25 protein-coding genes are annotated in these 26,303 nt (G+C 70.6%); 8 read left to right on the top strand and 17 right to left on the bottom strand.

Going from position 1 to position 26,303, the window contains the following annotated elements:
- Positions 1–151: 151 nt before the first annotated feature.
- Together ASF49_RS18740 and ASF49_RS18735 are read right to left on the bottom strand one after the other, a co-directional pair.
- A complete protein-coding gene (locus ASF49_RS18740; RefSeq protein WP_056476535.1) occupies positions 152–778 on the bottom strand; it encodes a ribonuclease D in 627 nt (208 codons plus the stop codon).
- A 164-nt stretch (positions 779–942) separates the two neighbouring features.
- Positions 943–1,305: a helix-hairpin-helix domain-containing protein gene (locus ASF49_RS18735; protein ID WP_056476532.1), complete on the bottom strand. Its 363-nt coding sequence runs from the start codon at positions 1,303–1,305 to the stop codon at positions 943–945.
- Between the two features lie 387 nt (positions 1,306–1,692).
- Here ASF49_RS18735 and rpmF point away from each other — a divergent pair, with 387 nt between their 5' ends.
- Positions 1,693–1,881: a 50S ribosomal protein L32 gene (rpmF, locus tag ASF49_RS18730; protein WP_055946842.1), complete on the top strand. Its 189-nt coding sequence runs from the start codon at positions 1,693–1,695 to the stop codon at positions 1,879–1,881.
- Between the two features lie 137 nt (positions 1,882–2,018).
- Here rpmF and ASF49_RS18725 read toward each other — a convergent pair whose 3' ends face one another.
- Positions 2,019–2,267, bottom strand: coding sequence for a hypothetical protein (locus ASF49_RS18725; RefSeq protein WP_056476529.1), 249 nt, complete (start codon positions 2,265–2,267; stop codon positions 2,019–2,021).
- Positions 2,268–2,408: 141 nt separating this feature from the next.
- Positions 2,409–3,035: a polyhydroxyalkanoate synthesis repressor PhaR gene (gene phaR / locus ASF49_RS18720; protein WP_056476526.1), complete on the bottom strand. Its 627-nt coding sequence runs from the start codon at positions 3,033–3,035 to the stop codon at positions 2,409–2,411.
- Between the two features lie 316 nt (positions 3,036–3,351).
- Between phaR and ASF49_RS18715 the strand changes: the two genes are divergently transcribed.
- Together ASF49_RS18715 and phbB are read left to right on the top strand one after the other, a co-directional pair.
- Positions 3,352–4,533 (top strand): acetyl-CoA C-acetyltransferase, encoded by a 1,182-nt coding sequence (locus tag ASF49_RS18715; RefSeq protein ID WP_056476523.1) that lies wholly within the window; start codon positions 3,352–3,354, stop codon positions 4,531–4,533.
- 133 nt (positions 4,534–4,666) lie between these two features.
- A complete protein-coding gene (phbB, locus tag ASF49_RS18710) occupies positions 4,667–5,398 on the top strand; it encodes an acetoacetyl-CoA reductase (RefSeq protein WP_056476520.1) in 732 nt (243 codons plus the stop codon).
- A 36-nt stretch (positions 5,399–5,434) separates the two neighbouring features.
- Here the strand turns inward: phbB and ASF49_RS18705 are convergent, their stop codons facing one another.
- A complete protein-coding gene (locus ASF49_RS18705; protein WP_056476517.1) occupies positions 5,435–6,691 on the bottom strand; it encodes a glycerophosphodiester phosphodiesterase family protein in 1,257 nt (418 codons plus the stop codon).
- Between the two features lie 154 nt (positions 6,692–6,845).
- On the opposite strand from ASF49_RS18705, the gene yddG reads away from it, so the two are divergent.
- The gene (gene yddG / locus ASF49_RS18700) at positions 6,846–7,715 is read left to right on the top strand and encodes an aromatic amino acid exporter YddG (RefSeq protein WP_056477067.1); all 870 of its coding nucleotides are present in this window, start codon (positions 6,846–6,848) and stop codon (positions 7,713–7,715) included.
- A gap of 25 nt (positions 7,716–7,740) precedes the next feature.
- On the opposite strand, the gene ASF49_RS18695 is transcribed toward yddG, so the two are convergent.
- From ASF49_RS18695 to ASF49_RS23870, 3 genes are read right to left on the bottom strand one after another with little or no spacing between them, the layout of a single operon-like run.
- On the bottom strand, positions 7,741–8,190 hold the full coding sequence (locus tag ASF49_RS18695; protein WP_056476514.1) for a cupin domain-containing protein: 450 nt from the start codon (positions 8,188–8,190) through the stop codon (positions 7,741–7,743).
- 36 nt (positions 8,191–8,226) lie between these two features.
- The gene (locus ASF49_RS18690) at positions 8,227–9,042 is read right to left on the bottom strand and encodes a hypothetical protein (RefSeq protein WP_243214805.1); all 816 of its coding nucleotides are present in this window, start codon (positions 9,040–9,042) and stop codon (positions 8,227–8,229) included.
- Positions 9,042–9,353, bottom strand: coding sequence for a hypothetical protein (locus tag ASF49_RS23870; protein WP_056476511.1), 312 nt, complete (start codon positions 9,351–9,353; stop codon positions 9,042–9,044). The genes ASF49_RS18690 and ASF49_RS23870 overlap by 1 nt, the downstream gene beginning before the upstream one ends.
- 310 nt (positions 9,354–9,663) lie before the next feature.
- Between ASF49_RS23870 and ASF49_RS18680 the strand changes: the two genes are divergently transcribed.
- Positions 9,664–12,579: a phosphoenolpyruvate carboxylase gene (locus ASF49_RS18680; protein ID WP_056477059.1), complete on the top strand. Its 2,916-nt coding sequence runs from the start codon at positions 9,664–9,666 to the stop codon at positions 12,577–12,579.
- 80 nt (positions 12,580–12,659) lie between these two features.
- Here the strand turns inward: ASF49_RS18680 and ASF49_RS18675 are convergent, their stop codons facing one another.
- The 5 genes from ASF49_RS18675 to ASF49_RS18655 form a co-directional block, all read right to left on the bottom strand.
- Positions 12,660–14,099, bottom strand: coding sequence for a phosphomannomutase (locus ASF49_RS18675; protein ID WP_056476507.1), 1,440 nt, complete (start codon positions 14,097–14,099; stop codon positions 12,660–12,662).
- Positions 14,100–14,376: 277 nt separating this feature from the next.
- Positions 14,377–14,811 (bottom strand): NfeD family protein, encoded by a 435-nt coding sequence (locus tag ASF49_RS18670; RefSeq protein WP_056476504.1) that lies wholly within the window; start codon positions 14,809–14,811, stop codon positions 14,377–14,379.
- On the bottom strand, positions 14,808–15,788 hold the full coding sequence (locus ASF49_RS18665; protein WP_056476502.1) for an SPFH domain-containing protein: 981 nt from the start codon (positions 15,786–15,788) through the stop codon (positions 14,808–14,810). The genes ASF49_RS18670 and ASF49_RS18665 overlap by 4 nt, the downstream gene beginning before the upstream one ends.
- A 99-nt stretch (positions 15,789–15,887) precedes the next feature.
- Positions 15,888–17,114 (bottom strand): thermonuclease family protein, encoded by a 1,227-nt coding sequence (locus ASF49_RS18660; RefSeq protein ID WP_156653084.1) that lies wholly within the window; start codon positions 17,112–17,114, stop codon positions 15,888–15,890.
- 47 nt (positions 17,115–17,161) lie between these two features.
- Positions 17,162–18,073, bottom strand: a complete 912-nt coding sequence (locus ASF49_RS18655; protein WP_056476496.1) for a hypothetical protein — start codon at positions 18,071–18,073, stop codon at positions 17,162–17,164.
- 395 nt (positions 18,074–18,468) lie between these two features.
- Here ASF49_RS18655 and ASF49_RS18650 point away from each other — a divergent pair, with 395 nt between their 5' ends.
- Positions 18,469–19,392, top strand: a complete 924-nt coding sequence (locus ASF49_RS18650) for a lipid kinase (protein WP_056476493.1) — start codon at positions 18,469–18,471, stop codon at positions 19,390–19,392.
- A 103-nt stretch (positions 19,393–19,495) separates the two neighbouring features.
- Positions 19,496–20,245 carry a TerC family protein gene (locus ASF49_RS18645; protein ID WP_056476490.1) on the top strand — a complete coding sequence of 250 codons (750 nt, stop codon included), beginning with the start codon at positions 19,496–19,498 and terminating at the stop codon, positions 20,243–20,245.
- 438 nt (positions 20,246–20,683) lie between these two features.
- On the opposite strand, the gene ASF49_RS18640 is transcribed toward ASF49_RS18645, so the two are convergent.
- The 4 genes from ASF49_RS18640 to ASF49_RS18625 form a co-directional block, all read right to left on the bottom strand.
- A complete protein-coding gene (locus ASF49_RS18640; RefSeq protein WP_082511405.1) occupies positions 20,684–21,544 on the bottom strand; it encodes an acid phosphatase in 861 nt (286 codons plus the stop codon).
- A 259-nt stretch (positions 21,545–21,803) separates the two neighbouring features.
- Positions 21,804–22,583 (bottom strand): anti-sigma factor family protein, encoded by a 780-nt coding sequence (locus ASF49_RS18635; RefSeq protein ID WP_056477053.1) that lies wholly within the window; start codon positions 22,581–22,583, stop codon positions 21,804–21,806.
- Positions 22,584–22,706: 123 nt separating this feature from the next.
- Positions 22,707–23,321 (bottom strand): sigma-70 family RNA polymerase sigma factor, encoded by a 615-nt coding sequence (locus ASF49_RS18630; RefSeq protein ID WP_056476487.1) that lies wholly within the window; start codon positions 23,319–23,321, stop codon positions 22,707–22,709.
- A 57-nt stretch (positions 23,322–23,378) separates the two neighbouring features.
- Positions 23,379–24,491, bottom strand: a complete 1,113-nt coding sequence (locus ASF49_RS18625) for a patatin-like phospholipase family protein (RefSeq protein ID WP_056476484.1) — start codon at positions 24,489–24,491, stop codon at positions 23,379–23,381.
- 354 nt (positions 24,492–24,845) lie between these two features.
- Here ASF49_RS18625 and ispG point away from each other — a divergent pair, with 354 nt between their 5' ends.
- Positions 24,846–26,153 (top strand): flavodoxin-dependent (E)-4-hydroxy-3-methylbut-2-enyl-diphosphate synthase, encoded by a 1,308-nt coding sequence (gene ispG, locus ASF49_RS18620; protein ID WP_056476481.1) that lies wholly within the window; start codon positions 24,846–24,848, stop codon positions 26,151–26,153.
- Positions 26,154–26,303: the final 150 nt, after the last annotated feature.

Raw genomic sequence — 26,303 nt, 5'->3', positions numbered from 1 at the left:
CGACCGCCGGATGCCCGGGGGCAATGGCGAAGTTATGGCCGGAAGCTTGAGAAAGCATCAAGCCTCCGCTTCCGCGAAAGGCGGAATGGCGCAGGGGTGGGATCGGGGATGTGCGGCGGCGCACGGCGGTTCCTGCGGCCCCCGCGCGTCCTCAGGCATGCGCGAAGATGTCGGTCTCCGCCCAGCCCGCCAGATCGAGCCGGGCGCGGGTGGGCAGGAACGCGAAGCAGTTCCGGGCGAGGTCCGTGCGGCCCTCCCGCTCCAGCATCGCGTCGAGGCGCGCCCGCGCGGCGTGGAGGTAGAGCACGTCGGAGGCGGCGTAATCGACCTGGGCCTGGCTCAGGGTGTCGGCGCCCCAGTCGGAGGATTGCTGCTGCTTGGAGAGGTCGACGCCCACGAGTTCGCGGACCACGTCCTTCAGGCCGTGGCGGTCGGTGTAGGTGCGCGCCAGCTTCGAGGCGACCTTGGTGCAGTAGACCGGCGTCGGCATGACGCCGAGGCCGTGGAACAGCACCGCGAGATCGAAGCGCGCGAAGTGGAAGATCTTCAGGGTGGCGGGATCGGCCAGCACGCGCATCAGCACCTCGGGGGCCGGACCGCCGGGCACGATCTGGACCACGTCGGCGGTGCCGTCGCCGCGCGAGATCTGCACGACGCAGAGCCGGTCGCGATGGGGGTTGAGACCGAGGGTCTCGGTGTCGATGGCGATGGCCGGGCCGGCGACGTAGTCGGCGGGCAGGTCGCCGCGATGCAGGCGGATGGCGGGATGCGGCGGCATGGACGGGGAATTTCCGCGCTGGGATCGACGATGGGCCACGAACGGCGTTTCTCGTGTGATCCCGGGCGCCTAGCACCCGGCCCGGACCCCCGCAAGGGTGGCGATTGCGCGGCGCGCGGGGACACCCCATGCGCCGCGCCGGCCTCCGGCCTGCTCGGCCGACCTTACTTCTGCTTGGCGATGACCTTGTCCTTGATGCCGTCATAGGCGTTCTGCGGGATGATCTTCTTGGACAGAAGCTCGTCCTTGCCGCGGTAGGGACGCCCCTTGATGATCGCGGCGGCGCGGGCGGCGCCGATGCCCGGCAGGGCGTCGAGTTCGGCGGCACTGGCGCTGTTGATGTCGATAAGGGCCGTCTTCGCAGCCGGCTCGACCGTCGGCGCCTTCGGGGCCACGGGGGCGGTCGGCGCCGCCGTCTTCGGTGCGGTCGCGGGGCTGGGGGTGGCCGGGCTCGGCGCCTGGGCCAGGGCGGGACCGGCGGCGAAGCAGGTCAGAACGGCGAGGGTACGCAGCAGGGATGAGGACATGGATGTCTCCCGAAAGCATCGCCGTCCGCGCGATGCGGCAGCGAGCCTGTTCCCCGAGTAGAAGCTCCAACTTGAACCGCAGATTAAAGTCCTCGCGCGTTTCCGCGCCGGAATTGACGTCGTGCCGCGGGGGCGAATCCTCCGGAGATCCTGGACGAGGCCCAAGCCGGCGTGGCGATGGCCGAGGAACTTCGCCGCGCGCGACTCCGATCCGCGCAGGATCTCTCGGCACGGCCCGTTCCGGCTTGGTGCGCGGGACACTCTAGCCAGAACCCGCGCACGGCGTTATAGAGCCGCCAGCGAATCTCCGTTTGACCACGGTACCGAGGCGGCCTTCCCCTGGAAGTCGCGCCCACGGTGCCTTTTTTGCCGTACAGGACTCTTCCGATGGCCGTTCCGAAGCGAAAGACCTCTCCCTCGCGTCGCGGCATGCGCCGCTCCGCCGACGCCCTCAAGGCCCCGACCTACGTCACCGACAAGGATTCGGGCGAGCTGCGCCGTCCCCACCACATCGACCTGAAGACCGGCATGTACCGGGGCCGTCAGGTCCTGAAGGTGAAGTCGACCGAGGCCTGAGTCTCGCGGGGGCGCCGTACGGCTGCCCCGACCGAACCGCATAGGCGAGATTTCCGAGCCGTGGCCCCGCAAGGGCCCGGCTTTTTTCGTTGGGCGGATCCGCTGCGGCACTCCGCCGAGGGCGATGTCGGTAGCCGTCAGGCGCGACGCGCAGCCTCGGCGTAGCGCGCGGCAGCCGAGCGCGTGCGCTCGATGCGCGAGGGCCGCAGGGTCGGCTCGGCGCTGACGATGAGCTGGGCGAGGAAACCGGAGAGGGGACGGGCCGGGATCGGCCGGTATCCGGGCGCCTCGACGCCGGAGATGACCACGAGGTCGCGACGTGCGGCAGCGGCCGATCCGGGCCGCGCGGCTGCCGGGCCTTCCCGCTCCGCCTCGGCATGCCCCATGGCCGTCGCTCCCCGCGCCCGCATGGCCCGTGGGAACAGAATTGGCCCGCGTTAACGGTTCGTCAACCTTTGCTCGGGCGCCGGTCTCGCAGCAAGGTTACCGGCTGAGGGTGCCGGGGGACTTCCGCAAACGCCCCCTGCCTACTTCTTGGCCAGATCCTCGAGACGGGACTGCATCTCGGCCATCTGGCGCTTGAGATCGTCGAGGTCGCTTCCGCCGGAGGCGTGCTGGACCGGTGCGGGAACGCCCGCGCCGGACTTGCCTGCCGAGGAGGGATGCGTGCCCATGCCGGAGAGCGGGCCAGTGCCGAAGGTGGTGAACATCTTCATCGCGTCGCCGAAGAAGCTCATATTGGCCCGGACCTGCTCCTCCATCGCGCTCTGGAACGCGGTGGGCGCGAAGCTCTGGGTCATCTTCTCGCGCAGGCCCTCCTGGTCCCGGGCGAAGTTGGCCATCGAGAATTCCAGGAAGCTCGGGACCATGGTGCGCATGCTGTCGCCGTAGAAGCGGATCAGCTGGCGCAGGAAGGCCACCGGCAGCAGGTTGTCCTCGCCGGCCTTGTTCTCCTGCTCGAAGATGATCTGCGTCAGAACCGAGCGGGTGATGTCGTCGCCCGAGCGCGCGTCGTAGACAAGGAAATCCTCGCCGTTCTGCACCATCGTCGCCAAGTCCTCGAGGGTGACGTAGGTCGACGTCCCGGTGTGATAGAGGCGCCGATTGGCGTATTTCTTGATGACGGTGTGGGTGGACTTACCGTTATCCGCCATTTCTGGGGGCCTCTCCCGACGCGTTCATCGCCGCGCAATCTTCTTCGATGGCGCCGAGGACCACTGCCCGATCCCGCGGCGCACAAGTGCACCTTAAGACGTTCGCGTGCCGACGAAAACAGCAATTTAGCGCCCATCCCGCGGAATACCACGCAAGGGAGCGTTTCCTGTCACGGGAGGAGCCTCAAACAACCCTCGGGTGCCTTGACTTCGCAGGGTCGACGGCTTTCATCCGGGGGAACGGCACAAAGGCGCCCACGCTCGATCGACATCCGAGCGTCAAGGGAGCGCCGGCCGGGATGAGGAGAACGTCACCATGGCAGCAGAAGACATCGTCATCGTCGGCGCGGCACGCACCGCGGTCGGCTCGTTCGGCGGCGCGTTCAACACCGTCCCCGCGCACGACCTCGGCGCCGTGGCGATCAAGGCGGCCCTCGAGCGCGCCGGCGTCCCCGCCGACGACGTGGACGAGGTGATCTTCGGCCAGGTGCTCACCGCCGGCGCCGGCCAGAATCCCGCCCGCCAGGCCGCGATCAAGGCCGGCATCCCCGAGAAGGCCACGGCCTGGGGCGTCAACCAGGTCTGCGGCTCGGGCCTGCGCACCGTCGCCATCGGCATGCAGCAGATCGCCAACGGCGACGCCACCGTCATCGTGGCCGGCGGCCAGGAATCGATGTCCCTCTCCCCCCACGCGCAGTACCTGCGCGGCGGGCAGAAGATGGGCGACGTCAAGCTCGTCGACACCATGATCAAGGACGGGCTCTGGGACGCCTTCAACGGCTACCACATGGGCCAGACGGCCGAGAACGTGGCCCAGGCCTTCCAGCTCACCCGCGAGCAGCAGGATCAGTTCGCCACGGCCTCGCAGAACAAGGCCGAAGCCGCCCGCCGGGAGGGCCGCTTCAAGGAGGAGATCGTCCCCGTCACCGTGCCGGGCCGCAAGGGCGACGTGATCGTCGACACCGACGAGTACATCCGTGACGGCGCGACCGTGGAGGCGATGGCCAAGCTCAAGCCGGCCTTCACCAAGGACGGGACCGTGACCGCCGCCAACGCCTCGGGCCTGAACGACGGCGCCGCCGCCATCGTGCTGATGTCGGCCTCCGAGGCCGAGCGCCGGGGCATCAAGCCCCTGGCCCGGATCGTCTCCTGGGCCACGGCCGGCGTCGACCCCAAGGTGATGGGCACCGGCCCGATCCCGGCCTCGCGCAAGGCTCTCGACAAGGCAGGCTGGAAGCCGTCCGACCTCGACCTGATCGAGGCCAACGAGGCCTTCGCCGCCCAGGCGCTCGCCGTGAACAAGGACATGGGCTGGGACACCGACAAGGTGAACGTCAATGGCGGCGCCATCGCCATCGGCCACCCGATCGGCGCCTCCGGCGCCCGCGTCCTCGTCACCCTGCTGCACGAGCTGAAGCGCCGGGACGCCAAGCGCGGCCTCGCAACCCTCTGCATCGGCGGCGGCATGGGCGTCGCCCTCTGCGTCGAGCGCGTCTGAGCTGCGTCCCGAGCGGCGCTGGATGAATTCTGGACGGCGCCGCAGATCTCAATCGGTCGCGTGATGCGCGGGCGCTCCGCTCAAGCGCGACCGGCCGACCAAAATCACAAGAAACCGGATTTCGGAGGAAACCATGGCTCAGGAACGCGTCGCACTCGTCACCGGCGGCACCCGCGGCATCGGCGCCGCCATCTCGAAGGGCCTGAAGGCCAAGGGCTACAAGGTCGCGGCCAATTATGGCGGCAACGACGAGGCCGCCAACGCCTTCAAGGACGAGACCGGCATCCCGGTCTTCAAGTTCGACGTCGGCGACTACGCCGCCTGCGAGGCCGGCATCAAGGCCGTCGAGTCCGAGGTCGGCCCGGTTGACATCCTGGTCAACAATGCCGGCATCACCCGCGATGGCCTGTTCCACAAGATGACCTTCGAGAAGTGGCAGGCGGTCATCAAGACCAACCTCGACTCCGCCTTCACGGTCACCCGGCCGGTCATCGAGGGCATGCGCAACCGGGGCTTCGGCCGCATCATCCTGATCTCGTCGATCAACGGCCAGAAGGGCCAGGTCGGCCAGGCCAACTACTCCGCCGCCAAGGCCGGCGTGATCGGCTTCGCCAAGGCCCTGGCCCAGGAGAGCGCCTCGAAGGGCATCACCGTCAACGTGATCGCGCCGGGCTACATCGCCACCGACATGGTGATGGCGGTGCCGGAGGACGTGCGCAACAAGATCATCTCGACGATCCCGGTGGGCCGTCTCGGCGAGGCGGAGGAGATCGCCCGCGCGGTGGAGTATCTCGCCGCCGACGATTCGGGCTTCATCACCGGCTCGACCCTGACCATCAACGGCGCCCAGTACATCGCCGGATAATGGTTCGCGCGGCTCCCGTCGCGGGAGCCGCGCCCCTCACTCGATGCCGAGGCAGTTCGCGTAGAACGTCGTCGTCGCCGGCCAGTCCGAGAACACCCCCTTCACGCCGACGTCGCGGTAGAGCACGTCGAGGAGGGCGAAGGTGTCGCCGTCCCGGTCGATCACCGGACGGATCGACTTGTAGTAGTATCCTCCCCCGTCCTTCAGCGGCCCCGAGCGCTCCAGCGACCAGGTGATCAGGTCGAGGCCGGCGGCCCGCGCCGCGCGCGCATAGGCCGAGGGCTCGATCGCCCCGTTCGGCCCGACCCGGACCAGCATCCAGAGGGGCGGCGCCAGGGTGCGCAGGCCGAGGCCGGCCAATTCCGTCATGCCGGGCTTCCAGCTCTCCGGCTTCTCGGGGTCGAAACCCGGATCGGTCTCGTCGCGGTTGTCGAGCCAGAGAGCCTGCCGCCCGAATTCGGGCTCCGCCTTCAGCCAGTACACGATGTCCCGGAGCTGGAAGCTCTGCGGCCGCACGTCGGAGGCCGGAATGCCCGCCCGCTTGTAGGCGTCGATCATCGCCTGGGCGTACTCGTCCTGGCCGTACCCCGCGAAGGGCATCGGCACCTCGGGCGCCTTCAGTTCGGGCGTGAACCGGCGCCCCAGGGATTTGACCATGGCGATGTACGCGTCATGGGTCATCAGCGTGCCGGTGGTGGCGTAGAGATCGGTTCGCCAGCGCGGGGTCGCGTTCGCGTAGGCCTCCCGTGTCGTGGCCTGCGGATCGCTGGCGTCCATCTTGCCGTTGAGGCTCTTGAACTCGGCCAGGGTCAGGTCGCTGGTGCAGCAGCGGGCCGAGGCCTTGCGCCCGGTGGCCGGGTCGGCGGGCTGGAAGTCCTGGTTGCACTTGGCCGCCAGGTCCGGGCGGGCGAGGATGTCGGTGGTGGTGTGGAGGTCGCACTGGGCATGCCGGCAGACGAGCTGCCGATCGCGCGTGAAGGCGACGTCGCATTCGATCACGCCGGCGCCCATGCGGGCGGCCGCCAGGATGCCCTCCCGGGTATGCTCGGGAAACTGCAGCGGCGCGCCCCTGTGGGCGATCGAGAAGGTGCGGGCGGTGTAGGCCCTGTCCGCGCCGCAGGCCTGCAGGCGTTCCTTCAAGGGACCCGGCTTCATGCTGTCCACGAGGTAGAACGGCCGCGGGCCGAGCTGGGCCGGCCCGCCGGCCATCGCCGGGCCTGCGGCGAGGAGCAGGGCCAGCCTCAGGGCCGACGCCGTCCGGGTGCGTCCCCGTCCGAGAGAAGCCGCGCCCATGGTCCGCCTCCGTGTCGTTCGTCTGCCCGTAGCCGATAGCGTGCGCCCGTGACCGGTCGATGAAGGGAGCTGCACCTAACGTCGCCGCCTTGCCCGGGACGGCTCCGGCATGGGACAGCGGCCCGGCCTTCCCTCCTCGGACATCCGGTTTCCCATGCCCTCCGCGATCCTGCTCGGCTTCGGCGCGATCCTGCTCTGGTCGCTGCTCGCCCTGCTCACGGGCCTGTCGGGGGCGGTGCCGCCGTTTCAGCTCGCCGCGATGACCTTCGCGCTCGGCGGCCTCGTCGGCTGCGCCAGCTGGCTCGCGCGCCCCGCGGGTATCCGGGCCCTGCGCCAGCCCTGGCCGGTCTGGCTCCTCGGCATCGGCGGCCTGTTCGGATACCATGCCCTGTACTTCGCCGCCCTGCGCCTCGCTCCGCCGGCCGAGGCGGGCCTGCTCAACTACCTCTGGCCCCTGCTCATCGTGCTGCTGTCGGCCCGGCTTCCCGGGGCGGCGGGCCTGCGCGCCGGCCATCTCGGGGGAGCCGCCCTCGGGCTCGCCGGCGTCGTGGTGCTGTTCGCCGGGCGCAACGGGATCGACTTCGCTGCCGGGGCCATGCCCGGCTACCTCGCGGCGCTGGCAGCCGCCTTCGTCTGGTCGGGCTATTCCGTGCTCTCGTCCCGGGTCGGGGCCGTGCCGACCGATGCGGTGGCGGGCTTCTGCCTCGCCACCGCTGCCCTGAGCCTCGCCTGCCATCGCGCCTTCGAGACGACGCTGTGGCCCGAGGGCGCGGTGCAATGGGGTGCGGTCGTCGCCCTCGGGCTCGGGCCCGTGGGCGCCGCGTTCTACCTCTGGGACATCGGCGTCAAGCGGGGCGACCTGCGCCTCCTGGGGGTCGCGGCCTACGCGGCTCCGATCCTGTCGACGCTGACCCTGGTGCTCGCCGGCTACGCCGAGCCGAGCCCGGCCCTGGCGCTTGCCTGCCTCCTCATCGTCCTCGGCGCCGGGGTGGCGGTGCGGGCCTCCCGCGCCGCCGCGCGCTAGGCCTCACCGATCAGGACCTTCGGCATCAGGATCGGGGCGTGGGGCGCCAGTTCGGCGGCGCCATCTCGAAGCCGGCGAACGTGAAGGCCGGAGAGACCGTGCAGCCCACCAGCGTCCAGGCACCGAGGCTGGTGGCGGTCTGCCAATGCCCGGCCGGAACCACGAGCTGCGGCTGCTGGCCCCGGGCGAGGTCGGGGCCGAGATAGGCCGCGCTGGCATCGTGGCCGTTGGGGCTGACCGTCAGGACGAGGGGGGCGCCCGCGTGCCAGTGCCAGATCTCGGCCGCATCCACCCGGTGCCACTCGGACACCTCGCCGAGGTCGAGGAGGTAGTAGATCGCGCTGCCCACCGAGCGCCCGTCCACGGTGCGCGGGTCGCGGAAGGTCTCGCGATAATGCCCGCCCTCCGGGTGCGGCGCCAGGCCAAGGCGGGCGATCACCTCCGCGGCGGTCGGTCCCTGCGATCCCGCACTCATCGACGCACACTCATGGGCGAACTCCTCCGGACCGGGTCACTCGATGGCGCCCTGCGGCAGGCTGAGGCCGGGCGGCGCCTTGGCGCCGGACGCCCGGTCCGCCGAGTCCTTCGCCACCTTGGGCCGGCCCTTCGGCTTCGGCGGGCTCTTTCCCGCCTTGGCGGCGTCGTCCTTGGCAGCGACCGGCGCGCTCTTCACCGCAGGGGCCTCGCCGCATTCGCGGAACCCGAGCTGCGCCAGGCTCTGACCGGTCTCGGAGACGATGTTGAGGGTGTCGGGCAATGTCGCCGGCACGGGATCCCAGCGGACCGGGGCGCCGAGCAGCGCGCCCAACGCCGCCGGGCTTCCGCCGCGCCGCAGGGCGAACAGGTCGGGACCGTACGCGGTGGCGGCCTTGCCGGCGATGACGACCTCGAGCACCCGGGTGGTCTCCGGCGTGAGTGGACGCAGCGGGTTCTCGACGATGACGGCCCCCGTACGGGTGACCCAGACCGAGAAATCCTTCGGCCCCTCGTAGAGGGCCGCCCGAGCCTCGCACTGCACGGTCAGGCCGGGCAGGTTGGCGGCCGGCATCGGCGCCGGGGCGGCGGGCACGGGCTCCGGCGCGGCGGGCCGCGCCTCGGCCGCCGTCGGTTTCGCCACCGGCTTGGCGACGGGTTTGGCGACGGGTTTGGCCACCGGCTTCGGCCTGGGCTTCGGGGCGGCCTTGCGCGGGGGCGCCTGCGGCTCGGATGCGGCCGGTGCCTCGGCCTCCGGCGCCGGTTCGGGGGCCTGGGCCCAGGCCGGGCCGGCCGCGATCAGGGCGGCCAGGGGCAGGAGGGCCGCCCACCGGCGCGTGCGGGAGCACACCATCAGCGAAGCTCTCGATCTCGATGCGGGTCTTGGAGGTGCGGCGACGGGAGCTCCTTGGGCGGGGCCTCGCCCGAAATCACGGGCGGCCGCTCGGGCTCGATGTCCAGGATGGTCGCGGTGCGGTCGATGGGGCTCGCGCGCATCGGCTCCAGGCTCCGGATCAACAGGTCTTCGCCGTCGGCCTCGTCCACGAGGTCTTCCTCGCGCCCCATGCGCAGCTCCGGCCGGCGCCCGCGGGTGAGCTGCAGGGCCACGAGGAAGCCGGAGAACAGGAGGACGCCGAGGGCCCCCAGGATCAGGAGTGTTTCCATGCCGGGTCCAGCGTTAGCCCAGGACGCGCCGCGTTGCATCCTCCCCCGGCGCTTTCGCCGAGCCCCGCCGGAGCTCGGAACGGTCCTTGCGTCCCGGACCAGCGATGTCAGAAGGTACGTCTCCATCCCGGCCCGATGCCCCCGAGAGCCGGGGCCGTCGGCCATGAAGCGTGCCACCGCGAAAACCCGGGACAGAACCAGCGGCCCCTGGCGATGCCCGTGGATTCCGCGCAGTTCCGACGCACCGGCGTCGTCCGCATACCGTATGACGCCGTAGCCCGCTCCCGAACCCCAAGGTCGATCGATGCGCATGCATGACCTCAGCCCGGCCGATGCCGCCCCGGACCCCGGCCACGATCCGAAGGGGGCCGAAGGCCTGGAGCGTGATCTCCTGCGGCTGATCGAGGAATCCCGCGAGCAAGCGGCGGAGGACCCGTTCCGCAACCCCGTTCTCGCGGTGACGCTGGCCATCACCCGGCGGTTCGACCGGGGCGAGATCGGCGAGGACGACCTCGACGCCCTGTTTCCGCGCCTGCGGTCGCAGTCCCTGGCCGCCCGCGCCGAGCGCCTGCGCGCCTATGTCGGGCTCGACCGGGACGCCGCACTGACGCCCGACGCCCGGATGGCCGCCCGCCTCGTGGCGGCGGTGCCGGCGCGCCAGGGGGATTTCGAGACCTTCCGGGACCTCGTGGGCCGCACGGGCTTCGCCGTGGTCTTCACCGCCCATCCGACCTTCGGAATGCCGCGCGCCGTCGCCGCCCTGATCGCCCAGGCGGCGACCGAGGCCGAGGGGGCAACCCGGGAGCCGCTGCTCGCGCGCGCCGCCGGCCTCTCGACCCGGCCCGATCCGAACATCAGCCTCGACGACGAGTTCGACCAGGCCTGCGTCGCGGCCAATCACGGCCGCACCGCCCTCGACGGCTTCAACGCCGCGCTCCTCGACGCCGCCCGGAAGCGCTGGCCCGATCGCTGGACGGAGCTCGTACCGAAGCCCTTCGCCATCGCGAGCTGGGTCGGCTGCGATACCGACGGGCGCACCGATATCGGCTGGTGGGACACCTTGCGCTACCGCCTCGAATCGAAGCGGATGCAGCTCGACCGGGTGATGCGCCAGCTGCCACAGGTGCCGGCGACCCAGGTGGTGCGTGATCTCACGGGGAGCGCGCTCGCCGCCGTGAACCGCCAGCTCGCCGTGGCGCCCCGCCTCGGGACCAAGCCGTCCCTGGAGGCGGTACACCGCTTCGCCCTCGCCCTGATCATCGAGCGCGAGCGCGCCCAGACCGATTCCAGCGCGATCCTGGCCGGGCTCGCGGGGGCCATCGGAGCCGCCGAGTCGGATGCCGACAAGCACAGCATCGCACTCCTGCGCTCCGGCATCGCCACCCACGGCCTCTCGAACGCCCTGCCGCATTTTCGGCTCAACGCCAGCCAGATCCACAACGCGGTGCGCCGCGTCACCGACCTCGAGGGCGAGCCCACGGATGCCGCCCAGCGCCGCTCGCATCTGGCCACCATCCACGCGCTCCTCAACGACGTGCAGGCGGTGGACGTCGATTTCGGGGCGCTGGCCGCCGAGCGCGCCTCGGCCGCCCGGCTGATGATGACGATCACCCAGATCCTCAAGCACGTCGACGGCACCCATCCGGTCCGCTTCCTCATCGCCGAGACCGAGACCGGCTACACCCTGCTCGCCGCCCTCTGGCTGGCGCGCCACTACGGCATCGCCGACAAGGTCGAGATCACGCCGCTGTTCGAGACGGCCAGCGCCCTGGAACAGGGCATCCGCGTCCTCGACGACGCGCTCCGCAACCCGCATTGGCGGCAGTATCTCAAGCGCATCGGGCGCCTGACGGTGCAGTTTGGCTACTCGGATTCCGGGCGCTACGTCGGCCAGCTCGCCGCGAGCTTCTGGATCGAGCGCCTGCGCCTGCGCATCACCGAGCTGATGGTGCAGAACGACCTCACGGGGGTGGAGCTCGCCATCTTCGACACCCACGGCGAGTCCATCGGCCGGGGCGCCCACCCATCGTCGCTGCGTGACCGCCTCGCCTATCTCGCGCCCGAGGATGCGCGCCGGCGCAACCGGAACGCGGGTATCCGCGTGCGCCTCGAATCGAGCTTCCAGGGCTCGGACGGCTACCTGATGTTCGGCACCCTGCCCCTGGCCGAGGCGACGGTGGAGCGCATCGCCGAGCACGTCTTCGCCTTCGACGTCGCCGACGACGACAGCTTCGCCGACTACGTGCTGTCCGATCCGGCGAGCGGGGCCGACGAGACCGACGACCCGATCTACGCCGAGCCGGACTTCGCCGCCGAGTTCTTCACCGTGGTGCGCCAGGACATGGAGGCGCTGGTGGACGATCCCGGCTACGCCGCCCTGCTCGGCACCTTCGGCCCGAGCCTCCTCGACCGCACCGGCTCCCGGCCGGTCGCCCGCCAGACCGATGGCGGCGGCCCGACCATGATCACCCATCCGCGTCAGATGCGGGCGATTCCCAACAACGCGATCCTGCAGCAGCTCGGCTTCCTGGCCAATTCCCTGCACGGCGTCGGGCGGGCCGCCGGTCGGACCCCGGACCTGTTCCGCGACATGCGCCGCGATTCGGTGCGCTTCTCCCGCGCCTTTCGCCTGGTACAACACGCCGCCAGCGTCGCCGACCTCGACGTGCTGCGCGCCTACATCGACACCCTCGATCCGGCGGTGTGGCTGGAGCGGGCCCGGCGGACCCAGCGCGACGGCCGGCGCGAGGAACTCGTGGTGATCGCCAACGCCCTCGACCGGCTGCGCCTTGCCCCCGACCTGCGCCACCTGTTCGGCCGCCTCACCTGCGATTGGCTCGACCTGCAGGTCGCCGCCCCCGACCTCGGCCGGATGTCGGCCCGCTTGACCCTGCTGCACGCGATCCGGCTCGCGCTGATCCATCGGATCTGGTTCCTGGCCGTGCACATCCCGGGCTTCCGGCCGCAATCGGGCGTGAGTCGCGAGGCACTGATCGAGCGCTTCCTGCGCCTCGATATCGATGGCTGCCTCGCGCTGCTGGAAGATATCTTCCCGATCACCCCGGATCCGACCCTCGGCCTGAACTTCGGCGAGCCCGCCGGCCCCCGCGACGTCGGCACCTACGAGGCCGAGCACAGGACGCTGTTCGAACCGATTCGGCGCAGCTTTCAGCGCGTGCGCGAGATCTCGGGCATGATCCAGCACGAGGTGGGCGCATTCGGCTGAGGCCGGGCCTCGCGGCCCCGGCGCGTCGGGGCCGCCGGATCGCGCCGGCGGCCCTTTGAACTCAGGGTCCCGAGCGCCGATCAGTGCGGCGCGGAGGCCGAGCCCGATGCGCCCGTCGTCATCGCGGCGGCCGCGGCGGCCAATCCCCAGCGGACCAGTCCTTCCGCCTCGTCGGCCGTGCCCGCCTCGGCGTAGCAGCGCAGCTCGGGTGCGTTGCCGGAGGCGCGGAAGTGGATGGTCCGCCCGCCATCGAGCTCCATCCTCACGCCGTCCTGCTCGTCGACGGCGCGCGGCTCGCCGATCGGCCGAAGGAAATCCCGCCGGTACGCTGCCTGGCCGAGTTGCCGCAGGAAGGCGCCGCTCTTCTCCGCCGGCGTGTTGGGCAGGCGGTCGCTCGCGGTCTCACCCACGTTGAGGGACGCGACGAGATCCGCGAGGGACAATCCGGCTTTGCGCGCCGCGGCCAGCGTCGCCAGGATGGGCAGCATCGCATCGCGTGTCGGCAGTGCGGGCAGGGTTCGGCCGCCGAGCGTCACGTCCGAGCCGAGCAGGAAGCCGCCATTCGCCTCGAAGCCGACGACGGCTTCGGCGCCCTCCGCCTGGGCCATGCCGGCGATGACGTAGGGCGACCCCACCCGGGTGCGCAGCACGCGCCGGAATCCGCCCGCCTGCTCGATGGCCGAGCCGGCCGTGACGGGCACCACGACGGTATCGACGCCGAGATAGCGTGCCGTGATCAGCCCGAGCACATCCCCCCGCAGGATCCGACCGGCGGCATCCGCAACCAGTGGCCGGTCGGCGTCGCCGTCGGTCGTCACGAGGGCGTCGAATTCGCCGGACGCCATGGCATCGCGGATGAAGGCGATGTCCTCGGGGCGATGGGCCTCCGTGTCGATCGGAACGAAGCGCTCCGCGCGCCCAATCGAGACCACGTCGCCACCCAGCGCCGTGAGCAGTTCGACGAGCAGGTCCCGCGCCACGGAACTCTGCTGGTAGACCGCGATCCGGAGGCCGGCCAGGATGTCGGATGCGAAGGCCTCGCAGTAGCGCTGGCGGTAACGGTCCGTCGCGCCGGGTTCAGGCGTAGCGGGAGCGGCGGCCGCCATGGGGCCTTCCGTGGAGATGTCGCCGAGGGCGGCCAGGATCGCGGCCTCATCGGTCTTCGTGATCTCGCCGTCGGGCCGGTAGAACTTCAGACCGTTCCGGTCCTCCGGGATGTGGCTGCCGGTGACCATCACGGCGCAGGCGCCGCGTCGCAGCGCCTCCAGTGCCAAGGCCGGCGTCGGCAGGGCGCCGCAATCGATCGCCGTGAAGCCGGCGCCCGTCGCGGCCGCGGCCACCGTCGCCGCGATGCCGGAGCTGCTGTCACGCAGGTCCCGTCCGATCACGACGGTTTGGCCGACGCCGGTCGTCGCGGCGATGGAGCGGAAGAAGGCGCTTGCGTAGGCATAGCTTGGCCACCCCACGAGATCGGTGACCAGCCCGCGCAAACCGCTCGTTCCGAACTTCAAGCTGCTCATGAGATGTCCTGTCAGAGGGGCGCGACACAATGGTGAGGGGGCGCCACCTGCGCTTCTATAAATAGCCGTCAGCTTTCTCAAATGAATCTCGGTTCGTCGCGGAGGGTCTCGGACGGACGAGGAAGCTGCGCCGCGGGGGCGCTCCCAGACCATGGGCCGACGAATGCCCTGCGCCGGTCGAGGAGGCGGGACGGGAGAAATTCCGGCATCCTGCTTCGCCACGGTCGGGCCGGCACCTCTCCGATTCGACGACGACCGGCCTGGCGCCGGTTCGTTCCTAAGGGGCCGCCTCCACTGTCAGCAGCGTGCCCTCCACCCCCGTCACCCGCACCCGCGCACCCAGCGGCGCATCCGGGCCGGTGACGCGCCAGAGGGTGTCGTTGACGCGGATCTGGCCCTCGCCGGCCACGATCGGGGCCGAGAGGAGGTAATCGCGCCCAATCAGCCCCTGGGCGCCCTGGTTCAGGGTGTTGGTCGCCCTGGTCCGCCGGCTCGCCACCACCGCGAAGAGCACGGAGAGGATACCGAAGAGCAGGATCTGCCCCTGCCAGGGCATCGGCACGAGGAGGATCTGCAGCCCCGTCACCAGGGCTGCCAGCCCGAGCCAAAGCAGGAAGACGCCGGAGGCCACGAGTTCCGTCCCCATCAGCACGAGGCCGATCAGGATCCAGGTCCAGGCGGGTCCGATCGCCTCGACGAACGACGCGATCATCGGACGCTGCCCCCGACATTCGGCGGCAGGCCGGTGCTCTTGCGGGCCGGAGCGCCCTCGCCGAAGACGCTGCGCGTGATCTCGGCGATGCCGCCCAGGGTGCCGGCCAGGGCCGCCGCCTCGATCGGCACAACCACCACGCGCTGATTCGGCGCCGTGGCGATGGCCTTCACCGCCTCGACGTACTTCTCGGCCACGAGGAAGTTCGCCGCCGCGAGATCGCCCTGGGCGATGGCCTCGCTGACGAGTTGCGTCGCCCGCGCCTCCGCCTCGGCGCCGCGTTCACGGGCCTCCGCATCGCGAAAGGCGGCCTCTTTGCGCCCTTCCGCCTCCAGGATCGCCGATTGCTTGCGTCCCTCCGCGCGCAGGATCTCGGCCTGCCGGTGCCCTTCCGCCTCGAGCACCGAGGCGCGCTTCTCGCGCTCGGCCTTCATCTGGCGCGCCATCGCACCGGCAAGGTCGGCGGGCGGTACGATGTCCTTGATCTCGATGCGGGTCATCTTCACGCCCCAGGGCGAGGCAGCGGCATCCATCACCCGCAGCAGGCGCTCATTGATCTCGTCGCGATGGGACAGCAGCTGGTCGAGGTCCATCGAGCCGACCACCGTGCGGATATTGGTCATGGTCAGGGTCATCATCGCGACCTCGAGGTTCGAGACCTCGTAGGAGGCACGGGCCGCATCGAGCACCTGATAGAAGACCACGGCGTCGATCCGCACCCCGGCATTGTCGCGGGTGAAGGCTTCCTGACTCGGCACGTCGATGACCTGTTCCATGACGTTCACCCGCCGGCCGATGCGCTCGACATAGGGGGCGATGAGACCGAGGCCGGATTCCAGGCTGCGGTGGTACTTGCCGAACCGCTCCACCGTGTAGACGTGCCCCTGCGGCACGATGTTGATGCCGATCCCGAGGGTGATGACGACGAGCGCCACGAGGACCACCGCCGCGACGCTCACGCCCACAGAGAAATCCATGCCCCGCCCCCGCGACTGTCCCGCCGGCATTGAGACCAGGGGACCGCTGCGGCGCAAGGGTGTTTTGTGCGCCGCCGCGCTTCGGATGGGTTCAGGGCGTCAGCGGGACCAGACGCCGAGGCGCTCGGCGCGGGCATGGTCCTCGGCGGCCACGAGGTCGGGCGTCGCCTCGGGGGAGGCGCGGCCGCCGCCGTTGAACAGCACCACCTCCGAGAGGTCGCGCCCGTCCACCGCGCACAGCCGGGCCTCGCTGCCGGCCACCGGCTGGCAGGTCACCGTGCGGCCGGCGAGGTAGCGGGTGAGTTCGTCGGCCTGTCCGCCGCGGACCCACTCGACTCCGAACAGGCGCACGAGCTTGCCGCCGACGCGCAGGGTCGCGGTGTCGATGACTTCGACCGGGCCGCTGATCTCGTTGGCCGAGGCCCGCTTCGGCGGTGGCTCCTCCGGCGCGGCCGGGCTCATGTCGGGAGCGCTCGGCGGCGGCGTGGCCGATGGGGCCTGTGGCCGGGACTGTGCCGGCGCGCCGGTCTCGGCCGGCGCCGTCTCCTGCGGCGTCCGTCCTCCGAGAACGGCAAGCAACGCCACGAGGGCGGCGGCGCCGAGCCCGATCGGAAGGGCACGCCGGGACAAGGCGTCCCGCAGCACGTTGCGGTCGCGGGCGACCTCGCCCAGCCGCGACGCGCTGTCGGCGAACCGGCCGCGGGCATAGCCGCCGACCCGCTGCGCTCCCTCCCGGACGCGGCCCGCGACGAGGCCGGCCCGGGTCGGCTCCGCCGGTTCCACCGCGGCGCCGGGCGCGACCGGCTCGGCCGGCGAGGCCTCGGCGCGGCTGCGCCGCAGCGTTGCCAGGCGGTCGGAGACGGATGTGGCGAGGGCGCGGCCCCGGCTGGCCGAACGCGCCATCAGCGACCGCGCGAGGACCGACTGCGTCTCGACGAACCGCGCCGTCGCCGTTCGAAAGTCCTCGGTCGGAACGGGCTCCGGTTCGCGCTCGGGTTCCGGCGTAGGGACCGGCCGGAACAAGGTGGGATGCCGGTCGCGGAGTTCCGCGAGCAGGGCTGGCAGGTCCATCGGGACAGGGGCGCCATCCGTCGCGGTGACTTGGCGCGGCGCACCCGTTCGGTCGACCACGCGGTAACCGGGAGGTTCCGGGCTCGGTACGAGGGCCGCCTCCACCAGGAGCGCGAGTGTCCGCTCCGCAACCGGATAGGCACCGGCCTGCGCGACCGCTTCGGCGATGCGGGCGCGCAGGGCCTCGCGCTCCGAGGCCGTCCCGTCCCGTCGCGCGTCACCCGGCACCGGCGAGGGTGGATCTCGATCATCCAAGACGCGAACAACTCCGGGTATGACGCACCGATCGCGGCGGGCCGGCCTCAGGCCCCACGCTGAGCACCCGCTATAGCGCTCTGGGGCCCGGCACCATAGCGGCGCAGGACGCGGCTCGATTCCGCGACGATGAGCGGGCGTTCCCCGGCGAAGCTGATGGTGAGGGTGAGCTCCGAGACGCCCTGTGAGCGAACGCCGCGGACCGGATTGTCGGCGCGGAAATCGAAGGTGGTGTGTACGATACAGGTTGCACTGGCGGCATTGCAGGCCGTCCGGGTGACGCCGCCCTGGGCCTCGTAGCGCCGCTCGGGCCAGCGCCGGACGAAGCGTCGCTTCTCGGCGATGAGCGCGGCCAGCGACAGGGTCCGGCCGTGAAAACGAACGCGCTCGGCATAGAACCGGGGCGCGGCGGCCACCATCGCGTCGCCGGGCGCCGAGACGCTGTCGAGGTAACGGTCGGTCAGGCGAGTCGCGGCAACGGCCCATTCGGGGAAGCGGGCCTCGGAAGCCGCCACCGGCGGCGCCATCGGCGTGGGGGTGTCGGCCAGCCGCGGACGGATGTGGAGGCGCTCCGGCGCAGTGCTCCGCATCGGGGAGCGGCGTCCCTCGGCGGAGGAACCGGCGATGCGCCGCCGGTGCGAGGCCATCGGGGTCCGCTCGGAGACCGTCGGGTCCTGCGGAGCCTGACTCTCGGCCTGGATCCTCGCCGGCGCGGGCGTCTCCGCAGCGGGTTTTTCCGCAACAGGTTTCTCGCCCGACGGCGTCTCGCCGATGATCCTGCCTGAACCCGGGGTCTCGGCCTGGCGCGCCGGGGGATCGACCCAGCCCGGGCGCGACTGCGCCTCCGCCGTCCCCAGGGACAGCGCCGTGCCCAACAGGGCGACGGACGAGGCGAGGCCGAGGCGGACCTGCGCCAGTCGGACGAGGCCGGTGCGGTGGAAGACTGGACCGTGGCGCATGGGATCATCACCGAGGTCGCGGCCGGGGTTTCGGAGAAGCGCGTGCGGGACCGATCGACCGGTGTGAAACGTCGGGCGCGCCCGCTAAGTTTCCCTGAATGCGCGCAACGTTGCGGCCCGGGTTCTCGACCTGTGCAGGAGTGCGAGGATTGCGGGGACGCATCCGGGCGCCGACTCTTGTGCCGGCCGGCTCTTGTCATTGCCAAGCCTGAACCCAACTTGTGGTGCGGGTCCGGGCCCCTCTGGCGGTCGAGGCGTTGACCGTGATGTCGGACCCTTCCATGCTTTTGCGCTGACGCGGCGCGAACGCACCGGAGGGTGTCGAACCTCATGGTCCCTCGTAGTCTCCCGCCCGATCCGGTCCGGCCCGATCAGAACCGATCCGGAGGACCGCGATGAGCGCGCCCGCCCGGAAGGCGCTCCTCCTCGTCAATCCGAAGGCCCGCAACGGCAGTTTCTCCCTGGACGAGGTGCGCGAGGTCCTGCGTGCCGGTGGCATCGAGCCGTTCGAGCCACCGGGCGACGCCGATTGCACCGCCGTCATCAAGCGCCATGCGGCGGGCTGCGACCTCGTCATTCTCGGCGGCGGCGATGGCACGCTCAATGCGGCCGCGCCCGCCCTGGTGGAGACGGGGTTGCCCCTGGGTATCCTGCCCCTCGGCACGGCCAACGATCTCGCCCGCTCCCTCGGCCTGCCCGTCGACCCGGTGGAGGCCGCCCGCCTCATCACCAGCGCGGAGGCGCGCCCGGCCGATCTCGGCTGCGTCAACGGACACTACTACTTCAACGTCGCCAGCATCGGGTTCTCGGCTGACCTCGCCGGCGACCTCACGGCGGAATCGAAGAAGACCTGGGGCACCCTCGGCTACGGCATCGCGGCGGTTCGTGTCCTCCGGCGGATGCGGCCCTTCACCGTCTACATCGAGCATGATGGGCAGACCGAGACCGTGCGCACCATCCAGGTCTCGGTGGGCAATGGCCGCCACTACGGCGGCGGCATGACCGTGGAGGAGACGGCCACCGTCGACGACGGCAAGCTCGACTTCTACAGCCTGGAGGTCGCTCATTGGTGGCGGCTGCTGATGCTGCTGCCAGCCCTGCGCAGGGGCACGCAGGGCAAGGCGGCCGACGTGCGGGCCTTCAGCACCACCGAGATCGTGGTCAAGACCAAGAAGCCGCGGCCGGTGAACACCGATGGCGAATTGTCGACCTATACGCCGGCCCACTTCAAGGTCCTGCCGAAAGCGGTGCGGATCTTCAGCCCGGCGCCGGCCGAACGGTCCGGCGCAGCTTCGAGCGGCGCCGGCCTCACGGCCTGAACCCTGCCACATCCGGGGCCGGAACCGGTCCTTTCCCTCTTCACGCCTGCTCCCGACGCGACGCCGCTCGTGGAGCGACCCTGACCGACGAAACGAGGCCCACGTGGACAGCCTGCTTCAACTCGCCAGCGATCCCACCGCCTGGGTGGCCCTTGCCACCCTGGTGGTGATGGAGGTCGTGCTCGGCATCGACAACCTCATCTTCATCTCGATCCTGACGAACAGGCTTCCGCCCGAGGACCAGCAGAAGGCGCGGCGCATCGGCATCGGCCTCGCCCTGGTCCTGCGCCTGGGCCTCCTCGCCACCATCGCGTACATCGTCGCCCTGACGCAGCCGGTCTTCGAGGTGTTCGGCAAGGGCTTCTCCTGGCGCGACCTCATCCTCATCGCCGGCGGCCTGTTCCTGCTGTGGAAAGCCACGAAGGAGATCCACCACTCCGTCGACCCGGAGCCGGAGGCGCCCGGGAGCAGCGCCGTGCGGCTCGGCTTCGCCGCGGCCATCGGCCAGATCCTCGTCCTCGACCTCGTGTTCTCCATCGACAGCATCATCACGGCGGTGGGCATGACCGAGCACGTACCGATCATGGTGATCGCCGTCGTCACCGCCGTGACCGTGATGCTGCTGGCTGCCGATCCGCTGTCGCGCTTCATCGCCGCCAATCCGACGGTGGTGATGCTGGCGTTGGGCTTCCTGATCATGATCGGCATGACGCTGATCGCCGAGGGCTTCGGCGCCCACGTGCCGAAGGGCTACATCTACACCGCCATGGCCTTCTCGGCCGGCGTGGAGGGGCTAAACATGCTGGCCCGGCGCCGCAAGCGGAGCCAGGCCGGAACGGCGATCAAGCGCTGATGCGCCATGGTTAACGTTTCACGGGAAAACTGAAGACGAGGCCCGGCCGCGTGATCGGCCGGGCCTCGTCGCATCCAACGGCGTCCCGCCAGCGGTGACCGGTTCCAATGCATTGGCGCGACTGGCCGCGGTTAACCGAAACCGGGTCTGGCCGGTCCGATCGTCGCGGTCGAACACGTTGTAGACGTTAGCCCGAAACCTGGCCGGTCCTGCTATGGCGCTGCCCTGCCCTGTTCCGATGGCAGCGCCCTCGACGCTCGACTCATCAAGCTACCGTTCCTGGCCCGTTGCCGAGCCGGAGAGGAGGGCTGCGGTCAGCAGTCGAATGACCCTCAGGAATGCGGACCGATTGGCTGGAAAAAGCAGGATTCCCGGCATTTCGCCACCCGGGCGCAAGGGAAACCTTCTTGTTTCTAAAGGCTTGGGGAATCTGGAAGACTACAGCACAGGCTCTCGCGCGGCGGCTTCCTCGCGGGCGCAGATCGCCTGGTCCGGGACCGGGCCGCCCGCGCTCACGAGCTTGCCGAGTTCCGCGCGCGCCTTCTCCAGGTCGGCCCGAAAGCCGGCATTCCCCTGCAGCGCGGCGAAGACCGCGCTGGCAGCGGTGCGTCCAGCCTCGATGTCGCTGGCCCAGTGCAGGCCACAGACGATGCGGCTCTCGCCGTAGGAGCGGGCGCGGACGAAGAACTGCGTCGCCTTCTCGGGCATCAGGGCCGCCATGATCGCCGCATAGGTCCAGGCCTGCGTCGCGTGGCTCGACGGGAAGCTGAAGGCATTGCCGAGGTCGCTCGTGCGCATCACGCAGATTTCCGCATCGTTGCCGACGAAGGGGCGCAGGCGGCGGTAATGCAGTTTCGGTCCCCGCGTGGCCTGAGCGATGTCGAGGCGCGCGCGCTCCAGCAAGGTCATCAGGGCGGGCGCCCGCGACTGCTCGATGCGCTGACCGATGACGCAGGCGAAATCGTCGAGGATCGCCGAAGCGCCATCGGCGACGTCGGTGGTGGCCAGCGCCCAGCGCGGGGTGCCCTTCAGGGCGCGTGTGGCGACGAAGGCCGCCTTGTCCGCGGCCTCGGCCGCCGATTGACCCCGGGGCGGCGCGCCGAGGATCGCCACGGTGTCGGGCGCCTGCGCTTCGGAGAGGTAGGGCATGCGGGCCGGCTTGCCCGGCGTCAGCGGCGCGACGCCGACGGCGGGAGCCGAGGCCGGCTTCTGCGCCGCTTCCTGGGCCAGAACCCGCAGGGGGACGACTCCGATCGGCGCGACCGCGAGGAACATCAGGATCTGGGACAGGCGGGCCATCGGCGTCTCGGTGTCAGAGGGCAGCACAGAGCAGGTGTCGCAGGAGTATAGAACTCCTTTACAACAAGCCTATGGCAGGCCTCATCTGAACGCTGACGGAATTACCTCCAGTGTTTCCCTGAGTGCAGGCAGGATTTCGATAGAAATCTGGTTTCCCCGTTTCTGCCGGGGCGCGGGTCGGTCACGACGAGCGATCCGCCGCGCCCGGGAAGGCACGACGGATCGAGCGGTGCGTGATCCGATCCGGCAGGAGCCGGGTTCAGAGCTTCGTCGCGGTTCGGCCTGCGAGGCTGCGCGCCGCGGTTTCGAGCCCGGCATGATCGCGGCCGCCGCTGAGGGCGTAGGCCGAGTGGCCGGCAGTCCAATAGGCCGTCTCGCCGTCGCCGGGGCTCGTGACCTCGCTCGGGGCGACATGACCCTCGAGGCTGCGCGTGGCAAAGAGCGAGACTTCGCCGAGCGCGCCGGCGTCGATCATCACCTCGATGCCGGTGCCGTTCCGGGCCGGCACGACCTGCAGGTCCCGGACCGTCCAGTCGGCCGGCAGGTCGGGCAGCGCGATGCCGGTGGCGGCCGCGATGCCGGCGCGGTCGTAGGCCTGGGCCTGATCGCCCCGCTGCGCGGCGATGCGGGCGCGGACCTGCGCCGCCTCACGGGCGTGGCGGGCATCGGCCACCAGGGCCGGATCGACGGGCGAGGCGAACGTGTCCGGCACGCCGAGGAAGGGGCCGTCCGAATGGGCGAGCCAGCCGGTACCGACGAGCAGCGCGATCACCGCGGCCCGGCGCAGTCGGTCGCCGAACCGGCGCCAGGCCAGGGTCCGGTCCAGGCGGCGCGCAGCGGCCCGATTGCGCTCAGGTCCGAGGCCCGGCAGGGCGGCGAAGGCCTGCCGCAGGGCGTCTCGGTCGTGCAGCTCGGCCATGATCTGCGCCGCGGTCTCGGGGTTGCGCGCCAGATGCGCCTCCACGTCGAGGCGGCGCAGGCCGTCGAGCTGCCCGTCCACGAAAGCAATGAGGTCGTTTTCCGTGATCGGATCGATCATCGCGGTCTGTTCCATGGCGTCGGCTCCGGTCAAATACAGGGGGCGCGTCCCCGGACAAGGAGTTCCGGCCGCGCGAGGGACGGATCGGCCCGCGGGGGCGCTCCGTCCCGGTCTTCGAAAGCGTCAGGTGTCGCCGACGGCCCGGCGCGGCGCGGTGTCCGCATCGTCCTGGGCGACAAGGCGCAGGCGGGGCCGCTCGGCGGCGAGCCTCTGGCGCCGCTCCGCGACGCTACCTCCCTGGCGCTCGCCCTCCTCGAAGGCCCGCAAGGCGGCCCGGCCCCGACCGAGGCGCGACATCAGCGTGCCGATGGGAATCCCCAGCACGGCCGCCGCATCCGCGTAGGCCATTCCTTCCAGGGTGACGAGGTGAAGGGCCGCGCGCTGCTCCTCCGGCAGGGTGAGGAAGGCGCGCCGGATCTGTGCGAGCCGCACCTGCGCTTCCTGGGCCGGAGGCGCCATCTCCTCGCTCATCTGGACCAGCGTGTCGGCGTGGCGGGCTTCGACCCGTTTCCGGCGCTGCTCGTCGATGAAGACGTTGTGCAGCACCGTCATCATCCAGGTGCGCAGATTGGTGTTCGGCCGGGCCGCCTGACCCGATTCGAGTGCCCGCACCAGGGCGTCGTGCACGAGGTCGTCGGCCCTGAGGGTGTCGCGCGTCAGGGCCCGCGCGTAGCGCCGGAGCGGCACGAGCAGGTCGACGATGGCGGTGGGGCCGGGCCGGTTCGGTTCGGTCGTCATAAGAGCATGAACGCACGAACCAGTGGTCTTAATCCAGCCGGTCCATGCGCGAGTGCATCAGCGGTAGGTCGCCTGGAGGTCGAGGGTACAGGTCCGGCCGATCTGATCGTAGTTCTCCGCGATCCAGGCCTGCGCCGCGCACCGGCCCTTGTCGCGCAGACGCTCGAACACCCGCCAGCGGGCATCGAGGCGCGAGGAGGCCTGGTACTCGTCGAGGGCCCCCGTGCCGTCGATGCGGTGGACGTATTGCGACTGGTACTCGCCCCGACCGAGCACGCCCTCGGCGATGAGGTGATCGACGAAGTCGATGGCCCGCAGTTCGCGCATCAGATTGGCGTTGAAGGTGATCTCGTTGAGCCGGTCCTGGATCTCCTGGGGCGTGCGCGGGGTCTCGCGGCGCTCCACTGGGTTGATCTGCACCAGGACGATGTCGCGGGTCTCGGCACCGCGATAGAGCGGGTAGAGCGGCGGATTGCCGAGGTAACCGCCATCCCAGTACGGGACACCGTTGATCTCCACCGCCTGGAATACGGTCGGCAGGCAGGCCGAGGCCATGAGGTGGTCGACGTTGAGGGCCTCGCGCTCGAACACCGCGAGCTTGCCGGTCCAGACGTTGGTGGCGGAGACGAAGACCGCCGCCGTCTCGGCCGCGCGCAGACGATCGAAATCCACCTGTGCGGCCAGCACCTTGCGCAGGGGATTGTAGTTCAACGGGTTCGACGTGTAGGGGCTGGTCTTCAAGGCCCGGCCCCAGAACTCGGCGATGGGGTTGTTCGACCAGAACTCGAACAGGCCGCTGAAGGCGCGGCGCTGGGCCGGCCACAGATCACCGTCGAGGCTGACCTCGCGCCAGAACCGCGCCAGGGCGCTGCGGGCGCCCTCGGGACCATTCTCGAGCCAGCCGTCGACCATCACGACGGCGTTCATCGCCCCGGCGCTGGCGCCGGTGATCGCCTCGAAGCCGAGGCGCCCGTCCTCGATCAGGGCGTCGAGCACGCCCCAGGTGAAGGCCCCGTGGGCGCCGCCGCCCTGTAGGGCGAGGGCCACCGTCTTCTCCGCCCGCGGTCCCGCCATCACGCGGGTCCCGGCGGCCGGCTGCATTCGCAGATCCCGTTCGACGGGGACGTCGATGAGCGAATCGACCGGTGGTTCCTGATGCGGATCGAGCATGCGGATCTCCCGAGACTGATGCTGCACCGCAATATATGGTGCCGCAAGGCCACAAACAGGCCTGAACGCGCAGCGGTTCCCTGTCCGTCACGCAGCCCTGCCTCCCGGACCGGTCCGGAAACTCGACATCGTCGCCCGGATGGGACATGGGAGAAGCCGAATACGATCCGCGCGTTCGCCGTGCCGTCCGGGATGCCGGGTGACGCAGCGGACTTGACGCCCGCCCGCCGTCATCTCAGCTAAACGATCGAGGGCGTAGAGTTCGCGGCATCGGAACGCCACCACCCGGCCCGGACCGGCCGGTCGGCGGCTTCCCGGCCGCCGGCGGACGTTCCTCGGAGCGCACAGTCAACGATGGACATCATGGACGCGACCCCCGTCAACCCGATCAGCGGTACCGGCCCCGAGATCGCAGGCCCGAGCCCCCGGCACCGTACGGTCGGCGTCACCATCGGGTCCGGCGAGGGCGCGGTCACGGTGGGCGGCGGCGCGCCGATCGTCGTCCAGTCGATGACCAACACCGACACCGCCGACATCGACGGCACCGTGGCCCAGGTGGCCCAGCTGGCACGGGCCGGCTCGGAGCTCGTCCGCATCACCGTCGACCGCGACGAGGCCGCGGCCGCCGTGCCGAAGATCCGCGAGCGCCTCGACCGCATCGGCGTGCACGTGCCGCTGGTGGGCGACTTCCACTACATCGGCCACAAACTCCTCTCCGACCATCCGGCCTGCGCCGAGGCGCTGGCCAAGTACCGGATCAACCCGGGCAATGTCGGCTTCAAGGAGAAGAAGGACACGCAGTTCTCGACCATCATCGAGCAGGCGATCCGCTACGACAAGACCGTGCGCATCGGCGCGAACTGGGGCTCCCTCGACGAGGCGCTGCTCACCCACCTGATGGACGAGAACGCCCGCTCGCCCCGGCCCATCGACGCCCGCGCGGTGATGCGTGAGGCCATGGTGCAGTCGGCTCTCACCTCGGCCGAGCGCGCCGTGGAACTGGGCCTGTCCAAGGACAAGATCATCCTCTCGGCCAAGGTCTCGGCGGTGCAGGATCTCATCGCGGTCTACCGCGAGGTGGCGCGCCGCTCGGACTTCGCCATCCATCTCGGCCTCACCGAGGCGGGCATGGGCTCGAAGGGCCTGGTGGCCGCATCCGCCGCCATCGGCGTGCTGCTGCAGGAAGGGATCGGCGACACGATCCGCTACTCGCTGACCCCCGAGCCGGGCGGCGACCGCACGGTGGAGGTGAAGGCCGCCCAGGAACTCCTGCAGACCATGGGCTTCCGCACCTTCGTGCCCCTCGTGGCGGCCTGCCCGGGCTGCGGCCGCACCACCTCGACCACCTTCCAGGAGCTCGCCCGCGACATCCAGAGCTGGATCGTCAACTCGATGCCGGAATGGAAGAAGGCCTATCCGGGCGTCGAAGGCCTCAACGTCGCGGTGATGGGCTGCATCGTGAACGGTCCCGGCGAATCGAAGCATGCCGATATCGGCATTTCCCTGCCGGGTACCGGCGAGACCCCGACGGCCCCGGTCTTCATCGACGGCAAGAAGGCCATGACCCTGCGCGGGCCGACCCTCGCCAAGGACTTCGAGACCGTGGTCACCGACTACATCGAGCGGCGCTTCGGCTCCGGCGCCCGTACCGCCGCCGAGTAACGAACGCCCCAGGACGGCGCGAGCTCCTGTGACGGAACGGCGGCCTTCGGTGAGGTTGCCGTTCTCCCATGCTGCGCCGCATGATAGCGTGAACGCAATCGTCCCTCGCCGCCCGACGCCGTCGGGACGGCCCCGGCGTTCCCGCGCGCG

Source organism: Methylobacterium sp. Leaf104 (assembly GCF_001422885.1).
In the GTDB taxonomy this organism is placed as follows: Bacteria; Pseudomonadota; Alphaproteobacteria; order Rhizobiales; family Beijerinckiaceae; genus Methylobacterium.
The sequence above is the reverse complement of the archived record's forward strand: the minus strand, read 5'-3'. Positions and strand labels throughout refer to the sequence as shown.